Origin of the sequence: Oerskovia sp. USHLN155 (assembly GCF_037145535.1) — a bacterium.
Classification (GTDB): domain Bacteria; phylum Actinomycetota; class Actinomycetes; order Actinomycetales; family Cellulomonadaceae; genus Oerskovia; species Oerskovia rustica.
On the sequence record NZ_JBBCXG010000004.1, the window covers coordinates 211,394 to 223,392 of the forward strand.

Annotated in this window: 13 protein-coding genes; 6 read left to right on the forward strand and 7 right to left on the reverse strand. The window is 73.4% G+C overall.

The features are described 5' to 3' along the window. The first annotated feature begins 7 nt into the window (after positions 1-7). The 4 genes from WFH32_RS07285 (at position 8) to WFH32_RS07300 (ending at position 4,041) form a co-directional block, all read left to right on the forward strand. Positions 8-1,270, forward strand: coding sequence for an O-succinylhomoserine sulfhydrylase (locus WFH32_RS07285; protein WP_336706825.1), 1,263 nt, complete (start codon positions 8-10; stop codon positions 1,268-1,270). 121 nt (positions 1,271-1,391) lie between these two features. Next, a complete protein-coding gene (locus tag WFH32_RS07290; protein WP_191795537.1) occupies positions 1,392-2,441 on the forward strand; it encodes an LLM class flavin-dependent oxidoreductase in 1,050 nt (349 codons plus the stop codon). A gap of 67 nt (positions 2,442-2,508) precedes the next feature. Next, the gene (locus WFH32_RS07295) at positions 2,509-3,303 is read left to right on the forward strand and encodes an MBL fold metallo-hydrolase (RefSeq protein WP_336706826.1); all 795 of its coding nucleotides are present in this window, start codon (positions 2,509-2,511) and stop codon (positions 3,301-3,303) included. A 66-nt stretch (positions 3,304-3,369) separates the two neighbouring features. Beyond that, complete coding sequence (locus WFH32_RS07300; RefSeq protein WP_191795538.1) at positions 3,370-4,041, forward strand: DUF1345 domain-containing protein; 672 nt, start codon at positions 3,370-3,372, stop codon at positions 4,039-4,041. A gap of 10 nt (positions 4,042-4,051) precedes the next feature. Here WFH32_RS07300 and WFH32_RS07305 read toward each other — a convergent pair whose 3' ends face one another. The 5 genes from WFH32_RS07305 to WFH32_RS07325 all read right to left on the reverse strand — a co-directional run bounded on the left by WFH32_RS07305 (position 4,052) and on the right by WFH32_RS07325 (position 6,799). Beyond that, a complete protein-coding gene (locus tag WFH32_RS07305; protein WP_030151039.1) occupies positions 4,052-4,333 on the reverse strand; it encodes a hypothetical protein in 282 nt (93 codons plus the stop codon). A 144-nt stretch (positions 4,334-4,477) separates the two neighbouring features. Beyond that, complete coding sequence (gene purQ / locus WFH32_RS07310; protein WP_030151044.1) at positions 4,478-5,206, reverse strand: phosphoribosylformylglycinamidine synthase subunit PurQ; 729 nt, start codon at positions 5,204-5,206, stop codon at positions 4,478-4,480. Continuing rightward, on the reverse strand, positions 5,206-5,478 hold the full coding sequence (gene purS, locus WFH32_RS07315) for a phosphoribosylformylglycinamidine synthase subunit PurS (protein WP_030151045.1): 273 nt from the start codon (positions 5,476-5,478) through the stop codon (positions 5,206-5,208). Before purS ends, purQ begins: the two co-directional genes overlap by 1 nt. Positions 5,479-5,741: 263 nt before the next feature. Further along, complete coding sequence (locus WFH32_RS07320) at positions 5,742-6,401, reverse strand: hypothetical protein (protein ID WP_336706730.1); 660 nt, start codon at positions 6,399-6,401, stop codon at positions 5,742-5,744. Further along, positions 6,401-6,799, reverse strand: coding sequence for a PadR family transcriptional regulator (locus tag WFH32_RS07325; protein WP_225227837.1), 399 nt, complete (start codon positions 6,797-6,799; stop codon positions 6,401-6,403). The genes WFH32_RS07320 and WFH32_RS07325 overlap by 1 nt, the downstream gene beginning before the upstream one ends. 92 nt (positions 6,800-6,891) lie before the next feature. Between WFH32_RS07325 and WFH32_RS07330 the strand changes: the two genes are divergently transcribed. Further along, the gene (locus WFH32_RS07330) at positions 6,892-7,251 is read left to right on the forward strand and encodes an HNH endonuclease signature motif containing protein (protein ID WP_191795540.1); all 360 of its coding nucleotides are present in this window, start codon (positions 6,892-6,894) and stop codon (positions 7,249-7,251) included. On the opposite strand, the gene WFH32_RS07335 is transcribed toward WFH32_RS07330, so the two are convergent. Both WFH32_RS07335 and WFH32_RS07340 read right to left on the reverse strand, forming a co-directional pair. Continuing rightward, the gene (locus WFH32_RS07335) at positions 7,229-8,185 is read right to left on the reverse strand and encodes a phosphoribosylaminoimidazolesuccinocarboxamide synthase (protein WP_336706731.1); all 957 of its coding nucleotides are present in this window, start codon (positions 8,183-8,185) and stop codon (positions 7,229-7,231) included. The genes WFH32_RS07330 and WFH32_RS07335 overlap by 23 nt on opposite strands. Positions 8,186-8,260: 75 nt before the next feature. Then, on the reverse strand, positions 8,261-10,663 hold the full coding sequence (locus WFH32_RS07340) for a substrate-binding domain-containing protein (protein ID WP_336706732.1): 2,403 nt from the start codon (positions 10,661-10,663) through the stop codon (positions 8,261-8,263). A gap of 100 nt (positions 10,664-10,763) precedes the next feature. Here WFH32_RS07340 and WFH32_RS07345 point away from each other — a divergent pair, with 100 nt between their 5' ends. Further along, positions 10,764-11,903 carry a LacI family DNA-binding transcriptional regulator gene (locus WFH32_RS07345; protein WP_336706733.1) on the forward strand — a complete coding sequence of 380 codons (1,140 nt, stop codon included), beginning with the start codon at positions 10,764-10,766 and terminating at the stop codon, positions 11,901-11,903. Positions 11,904-11,999: the final 96 nt, after the last annotated feature.

Here is an 11,999-nt window from a genome sequence, read left to right on the forward strand (position 1 = left end):
GGACGGCGTGCTCCGCATCCCCGCCGGCATCCCGGGCGGCTCGGGGCGAGGCCCGCTCCCCCGCTCGGTCCGCCCCGACACGCTCGCCGTGCGCGGCGGCCACGCCCGCACGAACTTCGAGGAGACGAGCGAAGCGCTCTTCCTCACGCAGGGCTACGTGTACGGGAGCGCCGCCGAGGCCGAGGCCGCGTTCACGGGCGAGGTCGACCGCTTCATCTACTCGCGCTACGGCAACCCGACCGTGCACACGTTCGAGGAGCGGCTGCGCCTCATCGAGGGGGCCGAGGCCTGCTACGCCACGGCGTCGGGCATGTCCGCGGTCTTCACGTCCCTCGCGGCGCTGGTCGGGGCCGGGTCGCGCATCGTCGCGGCCCGCGCGCTGTTCGGCTCGTCGCTCGTGATCTTCGACGAGATCTTCGCCAAGTGGGGCGTGCGCACCGACTACGTCGACGGACACGTCCTCTCCCAGTGGGAGGAGGCGCTGTCGACCCCCGCGGACGTCGTCTTCTTCGAGACCCCGTCCAACCCCATGCAGGACGTGATCGACGTGCGCCGCGTGAGCGACCTCGCGCACGCCGCGGGTGCCGTCGTCGTGCTCGACAACGTGTTCGCGACCCCCGTGCTGCAGAAGCCGCTCGAGCTCGGCGCCGACGTCGTCGTGTACTCGGCGACCAAGCACATCGACGGGCAGGGCCGCGTGCTGGGCGGCGCGATCCTGGGCTCCGAGGAGTACGTCAAGGGCCCCGTCCAGACCTTCATCCGCAACACCGGCCCCTCGCTCAGTGCGTTCAACGCGTGGGTCCTCGTCAAGGGGCTCGAGACCCTGTCGGTGCGCGTCAAGGCGCAGAACGCCTCGGCCCTCCACGTCGCGACCGCGCTCGAGGAGCTGCCCGGCATCACGGCCGTGCGCTACCCGTTCCTCGCCTCGCACCCCCAGGTCGAGCTCGCCAAGGCCCAGCAGAGCGGCGGCGGGACGGTCGTCACGTTCAACCTCGACGTGCCCGGCGCCGACGACCCGCACACCGACCCCGAGCTCCTCAAGAAGCGCACGTTCCAGTTCCTCGACGCCCTGCGGGTCGTGGACATCTCCAACAACCTGGGTGACGCCAAGTCGCTCATCACGCACCCGGCGACCACGACGCACCGCAAGCTGGGTCCGGAGGGGCGTGCCGCCGTCGGGATCGCGGAGACGACCGTGCGCCTGTCGATCGGCCTCGAGGACCCGCTCGACCTGATCGAGGACGTCGAGCAGGCGCTCGCCGCACGCTAGGCCCTCGGCCGCGCGCTGGGTGCGGAGTACGTGTCGCCGGAGCGAGTGATCGACGACACCCGCTCCGCACCCAGCGGCTGCGCAGGAATACCCCAGCCGTATCCCGGGGTTGCACCTGGCGATGACTACCTCGCCGCGCCTCTCCGTCCTCGACCTCGTCCCCGTCCGCTCGGGACAGTCCTCCGCCCAGGCCATCGCCGCCTCCCTGGACCTCGTGCGCCTCGCCGACCGTCTCGGCTTCACGCGCTACTGGTTCGCCGAGCACCACAACATGCCCGCGGTCGCGGCGTCGGCACCGCCCGTCATGATCTCGGCGGCCGCCGCGGTGAGCGAGCGGATCCGCGTCGGGTCGGGCGGCGTGATGCTGCCCAACCACGCGCCGCTCGTCGTCGCCGAGCAGTTCGCGGTCCTGGAGGCCATGGCCCCGGGGCGGGTCGACCTGGGCATCGGGCGCGCGCCCGGCAGCGACCCGGTCGTCACCGCCCTGCTGCGCAGCAGCGGCCCGACGTCCGACGTCGACCGCTTTCCCCAGCACGTCCAGGACATCCGCTCGCTCATGAGTGCCGAGGGCGCTTCGGTCCGCCTCACGACCGGTCAGGTCTACGACGTCCACGCGACCCCGGCCGCCGAGTCGGTGCCGACCGTGTGGCTGCTCGGGTCGAGCGACTACTCCGCGCGCCTGGCGGCCGAGCTCGGCCTGCCGTACGTGTTCGCCAACCACTTCTCGGGCGCCGGCATCGACGAGATCCTCGCCCTCTACCGCGACGGCTACCGCCCGTCGGCCGAGCACCCGACGCCGGAGACGTTCCTGACGGTCAACGTGTCGGTCGCCCCGACGCTCGACGAGGCCCGCGCCCGCGCTCTGCCGCAGGCCCGCATGATGGCCCGCCTGCGCTCGGGCAAGCCGCTGGGCGCACAGGAGAGCGTCGAGGACGCCGCGTCCACGCCGCTCGACGGTCTCACGTCCCAGATGGCCGACGAGATGCTCGACCGCTGGATCGTCGACGAGCCGCAGGCCGCGGCCCGCCGCGTGCGCGAGCTCGCCACCCGGCACGGCGTCGACGAGGTCATGATCGTGCCCGTCGCAGGCTCGCGCGCGGACGAGTCCCTCGACGCGACCCCCGGCCGCACGCAGACGATCGAGCTCCTCGCGGCCGCGCTCCAGGACTGACGGCCGTCCCGTGACCCCACCCGGCGACGACCGCACCCGACGGCCCGCCCACGCGGCGTCGTCGGGCGTGCCCGTGCGGGTCACGGGCCTGGCCTCGGTGCTGCTCGCACCCAACCCCGGTCCCATGACGCTCGACGGGACCAGGTCGTACGTCCTGGCCGCACCGGGGGCCGGAACACGCGTGGTCGTCGACCCGGGGCCCGACGACGTCGCTCACCTCACCGCCCTGGCCGACGGCCCGCGCGTCGAGGTCGTGCTGATCACGCACCGTCACGCCGACCACACCGCAGGAGCGGCACGCTTCGCCGAGCTCACGGGCGCGCCGGTCCGCGCCGCGGACCCGGCGCACTGCCACCCGGCCCGTTCCCGCGAGGCGACCCCGTTGCGAGGCGGCGAGACGATCCACGCGGCCGGGCTGCGGATCGAGGTCCTCGCGACTCCCGGGCACACGGGCGACTCGACGAGCTTCCACCTCCCCGACGACGGACCGCACGGCAGCGTGCTCACGGGCGACACGGTCCTTGGTCGCGGCACCACGGTCATCGCCGAGCCCGACGGATCGCTCCGCGACTACCTCACGAGCCTCGACGCGCTCGAGTCGATCGGTGCCGCGACGGTCCTGCCTGCCCACGGCCCGCACCTGGGTGACCTGTCCGCCGTCGTGCGGACGTACCGCGAGCACAGGGCAGGCAGGCTCGCCCAGGTGCGCACGGCGCTCGGGGCCCGAGCGGGCGACCCGGTCACGGAGGCGCTCGTCGACGACGTGACCGCCTCGGTCTACGGCGACGTCGTCCCCGGTCTGCTCTCCGCAGCACGGCAGAGCGTCCGGGCACAGCTCCGGTACCTCGCCGAAGGGGCGTAGCCGCAGACACCCCGGGACGAGTCCGGCCGACGCGCCGGGCCGCGCGGCCGGTGGTTGACTGACCGCGTGACGCCCTCCGGACCCGACCTGCCCTCCGACCCCGTCCCCCGCGACCGGCTCGGGCCCGGCCCCGGGTGGCGCCTGGCGGCCGGGGTCCTGGTCGGGGTGGCGGTCGGGACCTGGCTCGGTTCGCAGGGCTACCTGCGGTTCGCGGTCCTCGCGGGGTGGAGCGTCGCCGCCCTGCTGTTCGTCGTGTGGACCTGGGCCGTCATCGCGCCCATGGACGCCCGGGTGACCGCGAGCCATGCCACGCGCGAGGAACCGTCACGGCGAGTGGCGCACCTGTTCATCCTGGCGGCGGCGGTCGTGAGCCTCGTCGGGGTCGGGCTCCTGCTGCTCGCGTCTCCCGCCGACAAGAGCGCGCAGGCGCTCACCGCGGTGTTCGCCGTGGGGAGCGTCGCGATCTCGTGGGCGGCCGTCCACACCCTGTTCGGGCTGGCCTACGCGCGGCAGTACTACACGGGCGTCGACGGTGGCATCGACTTCAACCAGGCCGAGCCGCCCCGATACCTCGACTTCATGTACGTGGCGTTCACGGTCGGGATGAGCTTCGCGATCTCCGACACCAACGTGACGTCGGGCGCGATCCGCCGGACCGCACTGGGGCACGCCCTGCTGTCCTACATGTTCGGGACCGTGATCATCGGCGCCGTCGTCAACCTGGTCGCGGGGCTCTGACCCCGTCGTCTCACCGGCTCCGGCGGGTCAGGAGGCTCGACACGAGCGCCGCGACCGCGGCCACCGCGGTGACGAGGAAGAGTGCGAGGGCAACCCTCAGCGGGGTGTACGCGATGCGCTCGGTCATCTCGCCCGTCGGGCCGAACCAGCCCCAGTCCGCGACCACGGCCTCGATGCGCGAGCCGATCGCCCCCACCCGGCCCGGCGCCGCGCCGAGCATCCCGGTCACCCACGCGACGCAGTCGATCACATGGGCGCCGAACACGGAGGAACCGGACAAGAGGGTGAGCACCGGACCAGGGTAACGGGTCGGGCGGCCAGGCAGCGGGTGATATCGCGGACGGACATACCCGCGGTGCGCGACGGCGGCGCTCACCTCGGGAGGTGAGCGCCGCCGTCGGGCAGTGCGAAAGTGTCGCGCGGGGCGACGGGGTTCTCAGGCCTGGACGAGCGTGCTCAGCACCGAGGTGAAGAAGCCCAGCCCGTCCGTGCCCGCGCGCGGGCCGGACTCGTTCGCGGGGCCGAACCCGGCCTCGACCGCGTGCTCGGGGTGCGGCATGAGGCCCACGACGTTGCCCGCCGCGTTCGAGATGCCCGCGATGTTGCGGCGCGAACCGTTGGGGTTCCAGCCCTCGTAGCGGAAGACGACACGCCCCTCGGCCTCGAGCTCGTCGAGCGTGCGCTCGTCGGCGACGAACTGGCCGTCCTGGTTCTTGAGCGGCACCGTGATGCGCTGGCCCGCGGTGTAGTCGCGCGTCCAGGCGGTGTCGGCGTTCTCGACGACCATGGTCTGCTCGCGGCAGATGAACGCGAGGTGGTCGTTCTTGATCATCGAGCCGGGCAGCAGGTGCGCCTCGGTGAGGATCTGGAAGCCGTTGCAGATGCCCAGGACGGGCAGGCCACCCTTGGCCGCGTCGACGAGCGAGTCCATGACGGGCGCGAAGCGACTGATCGCCCCGGCGCGCAGGTAGTCGCCGTACGAGAAGCCGCCCGGGAGCACGACCGCGTCGACCCCGTGCAGGTCCGCGTCCGCGTGCCACAGGGACACGGGCTCACCGCCGGCCAGGCGCACCGCCCGCGCCGCGTCGCGGTCGTCGAGCGTGCCGGGGAACGTGATGACACCGATCCGGGCCGTGGCCAGGCCGGTCGCTGCGGGGGCGCTCATCAGGCGCTCTCCCCGCCCAGCTCGGCCGTCAGCTCGGCGACGAGGACGACGTCCTCGATGACCGGGTTCGACAGGACCTTCTCGCCGGCCTCGCGGGCCGCGGCGAGCACCTCGGGGGTGACGTCGCCCTCGACCTCGAGCTCGAACCGCTTGCCCTGGCGCACGCCGGTGAACTGGGTGAAGCCCAGGCGCGGGAGCGCCCCGACGACGGCCTTGCCCTGCGGGTCCAGGATCTCGGGCTTGGGCATGACCTCGACGACTACGCGTCCCACAGGAGCTCCTCGGGAAGTTGGTCCGGCCGGCTCGGCTCGGACAGGTCCGCACGAGGCTCGGGCGCGCCGCGAGGGCGGCGACGAGGTCGCACGGATCTCGGTGGGTGGGGATTCCGGGGCCAGTTTACCCGGGCCGCGCACGGGGCCGGGTCGCGTCTCAGGCGTCGGTCGGGGCGGGGCTTCCTGGGTGCCGAGAACGAGGTCGTGGCCGTTCTGCGCGCCTCGGCGACCCCGACCTCGTTCTCGGCCGCTGGGATCGCACCTCAGGAGGTGGGTTCGGCGTCCCGGGGGTCGGGCGAACCGTTCGTGGGCGTCCGCCGCTCGACGCCAGGTGGCAGCGGAGCCGGCGCGCGCGGCGGCAGCGGCACGTTGCCCTCCATGACGTGCCGCCGCCAGGCGGTCCGGACCCTTGTCTTGCGGAACGCGAACCCGGCCAGCACCCCCACTGCGAGGAGGATGAGGTAGACCGTGGGGTCGGCGCCGATGAAGAGGAGGTCGTCATTCGTCCCGGGGCCGAGCTCGAGGACCACCCACGGCACGAACCACATGCCTGCGACGACAGCCATGCTGGAGAACGCCGCACGCCAGGGGTAGAGCAGGCCGTGGATGTCGTCCGCGACCCACCACCAGTACCTCTCCGGTAGCCGCACGTCGAAGCACCGGTACAGCACCCACCGCCACAGCGGCGGGCGCTCCCGCCGGCGAAGGCCCCAGCCGGCGCGCAGCAGGCTGCGGACCTCGTCGGTGCTCAACCGGTCGGGCGCGGGCGCCCCGGTGGCCTCTGCCGCCGCGTGCGCGACGTCCTGCTGGACCGCGAGGAGCTCGTCGCCGTGGACCTCGCGCCAGCGGCGTGGGTAGGCCCGCGCCCAGAAGCGCGCCGACCGTTCGAAGCGTTCGTCGGGCGTCAGGTCGCGGCGGCGCATCAGGCCAGCCCTCCGGCGAGCCTGCCCGACGTCGGGCGCGCTGCGGTGCTGCGCTTGTCGAGGGCCTTCTGCGCCCGGGCGGCGAGCTCGCGGAGCCTGTCCGTCTCCTGCTCGGCGGCGTGGCGGCCGTCGTCGGTGATCCGGTAGTAGCGCCGGAGGCGACCGTCGACGACCTCCTCACCTGCGGGCTCGACGAGGCCCGCGCCCGAGAGCCGGTCGAGGTTGCCGTACAGCGTGCCGGCGCCGAGGGCCGTCGCCCCGTCGGAGATCTCGGCGACGGCCTGGATGACGGCGTAGCCGTGCAGCGGCTCGGGGGTGAGGGACAGCAGGATCAGGTAGGCCTGCTCGGTCATGCGGAAGGACTTTCCGCCGGCCGGGCCGCTCGTCGCAGTGGGCATGGTCGATATATATCGCTCAACGACCCATGGGGCAACTCGCGCGGAGGCGGCCTCCTCGGACCGTGTCAGAGGCCTCGCCTACGATCGAACACATGTTCGATCCGTCGCTCGCAGCCCGCCCCGGGCCCGGGGTCCAGGTGATCGCCGCCGTGCTCTCACGGGACCGCACGTGCACCTTTCCCGGCTGCTCGGTGCCCGCGTTCCGCTGCGACCTCGACCACGTGGTCCGCCCTGCGCCGCGAGAGCCGGACGCCCCCGAGCCCGACGTCCGGCCCGAGGACCTCATCTCCCTGTGCCGGCACCACCACGTGGTCCGGGCACGGTCCGGCTGGCGCCCCGATCTCGCGACCGACGGCACGGTCCGCTGGACGTCACCGACCGGGCACCGCTACGTCCGCGAGCGCCTCGGCTCCCCGACGGGCTCCGGGCTCAGAACAGGGACTCGCCCGTGATCCGCTCGTAGGCCTCGAGGTAGCGGTCGCGCGTGCGCTCGACGACGTCCGCGGGCAGCGAGGGCGGCGGCGCGTCGGACGCGCGGTCCCAGCCCGAGGCCTCGGAGGCGAGCCAGTCGCGGACGTACTGCTTGTCGAAGCTCGGCTGCGAGCGCCCCAGCTGCCACTGGTCGGCGGGCCAGAAGCGCGAGGAGTCGGGGGTCAGCACCTCGTCGCCCAGGACGGTCGCGCCCGTGACGGGGTCGATGCCGAACTCGAGCTTGGTGTCGGCGAGGATCACGCCGCGCTCGCGCGCGATCTCCTCGGCCCGCGAGTAGACGGCGAGGGTCAGGTCGCGCAGGCGGGTCGCGGCGTCGAGACCGATGGTCCCCGCGACGACCTCGAACGACACGTTCTCGTCGTGCTCCCCCACCTCGGCCTTGGCCGCGGGGGTGAAGATCGCCTCGGGCAGACGCGACCCGTCGACGAGCCCCTCGGGCAGCGGAACTCCGCACACCGTACGGTCCACGCGGTACTCGACGAGGCCCGAGCCCGTGAGGTACCCGCGGGCGACGCACTCGACCGGGAACATCTCGAGACGGCGGCAGATCATGGCGCGGCCTGCGACCTGGTCCGGCACCAGACCGTCGCCCGGCATGGCGCTGGCCTCGGTGCTGACGACGTGGTTCGGGACGAGGTCCGCGAGCTTGTCGAACCACCACAGGCTGAGCTGTGTCAGGACGACCCCCTTGTCGGGGATGCCTGGGGACAGCACGTGGTCGAACGCGCTGACGCGATCGCTCGCGACGACCAGGACGACGTCACCGAGCGGGTGGGCGCCGCCGAGCTGCGCGAGGTCGGGCTCGTACAGGTCGCGGACCTTGCCCGAGTAGACGTGCCGCCACCCCGGGAGATCGAGGTGGGCCGTGTCGAGGGCGTCGCGCGAGTCAGTCACGGCGCCTAGTCTCTCATCCACGTCGCAGGTCTCCGGGGCCGTCCGGATGGCGGTGCGGCCGCCGGGCGCGCCGTCTCACCCGGCGCCCGGGGCGCTGGTCCCGCGAGTCACGGACGCACCGCCCCGGCGAGGTGGCGGCTGCGCCTGACCCACCGGCGGGCGCACCACCGAGAGCCCGTGGGAGGGTCCGCATTCCGCCCGGGAGGCGTTCTCCCGGCGTTCGTCCGAGCAGTCCGTCAGGACCCCGACGATCCGCGTCGGGCATCCTGCGCCGTCGCTCACCGTCACGGCACGGCAGTGGACACGCAGGTAGCGGCCGTCGGCCGCCAGCAGCCGGTGCTCCAGGTCGAGCTTCCCGCCGACGCCGCCGAGCTGGACCGCGAGCGCGACCTGGACCGCCTGGAGGTCCTCGGGATGGACCCGGTCGAGCCACTCCTCGGGGTCGGCAGCCTTCAGGTCGTCGGCAGGGAGGCCGAGCATCGCTCTCCAGGACGGCGAGTAGTAGACCGTGCCGGTCGCGACGTCCCAGTCCCAGGTCGCGTCGTACGCGGCGACCGAGGCCAGGGCATAGCGTTCCTCGCTCACGCTGATCTCCTCCGCCAGCCGCCGCTCGCGCAGCGCCGCCTCCTCGAGCTCCGTCCGCTGGGCTCGCAGCGCGGCGAGGTGATCCTCCTGATCGAGCGCGACCGCGAGCATCGCCGCCCAGTGGTTGTACTTCTCGCGTGCGCTGGTCGCACGGGTGTCGACCGGGCCGCCGATCACGAGGTGCCCCCAGTCGCTCGCGTCGAACGCCACGGGGATGACGAACGAGAGGGCGTCGGTGCTCAGGAGCGCACGCGGCGGGAACTGCGCCGCGGGAAAGCTGTGCCCCACGAGGCGCTGAGCGGCCAGACCGCCACGGACGCCGACGACCTTCAGCACATCCCCTCCCGGCCCGTCACCGGGCGGGCTCCAGAGGGCTATCGCAGCCGGACCCACCTGTCCCCTCGGCAGCCAGTCGAGGTGGCGCAGCGAGGCGCTGTCGGCGTGCATGAGCTCGAGGTCGAGCTCGTACTGGTCGACCATCGCACGCTCGAGGTTCCCCGACCGGACGAGCAGCGCGTGGGTGCACCCCTTGGCGAGCGCGACGAGAATCTCGGTCGTCACGTCGCCCAGTGCCCGCGAGCGCCCCTGCGGGCGCACCCGCGTCGCACCTACCCCGACCCCGACCACGGCACCGATCGACCCCGCCGGGCCGCGGCGCTTGATCCCGACCAGGAGCTCGGCCTCGAGCGCACGCACGGCCGGCACGAGCAGCTCGAGCGCCTCGGGCACGGGGCGCAGCACGGCGGTGCGGTCGGCGAGCGCGCGGTAGAACTGCGGTGCGGGCAGCGTGCCGCCGCCGGCCGCGTCCGTCATGGTGCCGACCACCGCCCGAACCCACCCACCGACGGCGCTCTCCCCAGACCCGGTCGAGCCTGTGCTTCCCGCCCCCCGGCGGGCACGCAGCACGACCGAGTCGTCGAGCACGGCGCGCGCGACGGCGTCGAGGCGGGCCATGGCGGTGTCGTCCTCCGCCACCTCGGCCGACGTCGGCTTGCCGTCGACGAGCAGGTCCGTCCTTGTGCTGTCGACGCAGCCGCACGACTCGCGGCAGACCAGCGTGGCCTCGGCGAGGTGCTGGCCGGGCCCTGCCTGCTCACCGTGGATGCGCGCGAGCAACAGCTCGGCGGCCAGCTCACCGACCCGGTCGTGATGGGGGTCGACCGAGGAGAGCCGCGGCCGGGACCGGGCACCACCGTCGGAGTGGTCGAAGCCGATCAGCGCCTGGTCGCGGGGAAGCACGAGGCCGGCGTCGGCGAGCGACCGGAGGAAGCCCACCGCATTGCGATCGGTGCCGGCGACGGTCGCGGTGGTGTCGAGCCCCTCCTGGAGCGCGGCCCGTCCTGCTGCCGCCCCCGCTGCCTCCTGGTTGTCGCGGGTCTGATAGATCCACTCGGGCCGGGGTTCGATCCCGTGGGCGCGCAGCGCGGTCTCGTACGCGGCGTGCCGCTCGACGAGGTCGTGCTGGCGCGGGTTCCCGAGAAAGCCGATGCGCTCGTGGCCGTGCCGGAGGAGGTGCTCGACTGCGGCGCGCACACCACCCGCGTTGTCGGGAGTGACCACGGGCGCCCCGAGGTCGTCGACCGTCTCGCTGATCACGACGAGAGGCTTGCCCGACCGATCGAGCCCACGCAGGACGTCGTGCTCGACCGCGGACGTCACCACGATGACGCCGTCCATCGCGTCCAGCCCCACGACCTGCCGGGGCGGCGGCCGGTCGGGGAACTCCTCCCGGTCCAGGTCGGCCGGATAGGTCTGGAACGCGACCACCCGGTGGCCCCCCGTCCGCAGTCCTCGTGAGATCCCCGCGAGGATCTTGCCGAAGTAGAAGCCGCCCACGACGGGTGAGAGCACACCGATCGTGAGGTTTCGTCGGTGGGTCGTGACATCGACCATGGTGTCCACTCCGTCGTGTACCGCGTTCTCCGTGCGACCGGTCCGCCGTCGGGCCGGTCGGGTCGTGCTGCGCGCGCCGCCTGCGGCATGCTGTGTGACCGTGGCCACATTCTCACGTCCGGAAAGCCCGATTGCTACCGGTAGACGTCCCACCATCACCGACGTCGCCCGCGCGGCCGGGGTGTCGATCGCGGTGGTCTCCTACGCCCTCAACGGGCGCCCGGGCGTCTCCGAACGCACCAGACGCCGCGTGCTCCAGGTCGCAGAGGAACTCGGTTGGCGACCCAGCGCCGCAGCCAGGGCCCTGCGCGGCACGCCCGGGACGGTCGCGCTGCTCCTGGTCCGGGACACGGTCGGGGCGACGTCGGCCGACGCCGATCTCGAGCTCGCCGACGGACTTCGCGACGTCCTCGGCGCCGACCTCCCGTTGGCCGTGCACCTCGTGGAGTCCCCGTCCGCGGCGGCGGCCGCGATCGCGACCTGGTGGGCCGAGCACCGCTACGACGCCTTCGTCATGACCGGGATCCGGACCGACGACCCTCGCCTCGCCGTCGTCGAACGGCTCGGCGTCGTGGCCGTGCTGGTCGACCACGTCTCCTGGCCCCGCCCGGCGGACCTCGACGACGGCCGTGGCGCGCCGAGGCGACAGAGGCCGGCCGGACCGCTGCACACCATGTCCGCGGCGGCCTGGGCCCCGCGGACGGTGGCCCTCGACGCCGCAGCGGACGTCAAGGTCGGCCGGCACCTCGGCGACCTGGGACACCGGCACGTCGCGGTGCTCGCGCCCGCGACGCCGCTCCGGTCAGGGCACGGCGCTGCGGACGCCGTGGGTGAGGAGGTCGACCGTCGAGGGGGCATCACGATCGTGGAGCCCTGCACGACGCTGGAGGACGTGGCGACGACCGCTCGTCGGCTGCTCGCGGCCCCGGACCGCCCGACGGCGATCGTCACCTCGGACGACCTGGGCGCCCTGGTCGTCCTCGACGTCGCACGCCGCTCCGGGCTGGCCGTGCCGTGGGACGTGTCGGTCGTCGCCGGTCGCGACGCCCCGGTGCTGCGCCTGTCGACCCCACCCGTCACGGCCGTCGCGCGGCCTCTCCGCGCTCTCGGGCAGGAGGCGGGGCGCCAGGTCCTGCACGCCGTCGGGCGACACGGGGGAGGCTCCCCGGACGACGTGGCCTCTCGGACGGTCTCCGGCGGACGGCTCGTCATCCGTGGCACCACAGCTCCTCCGCGCTGACCTCGCACGGCACATCGTTCGCCTGTCACCTCCGGTCCGCCGCCGGGTGATCGGCCGAGTCGTCCTAAACGTTTCACGCCGTTCCGTCCTCACCCG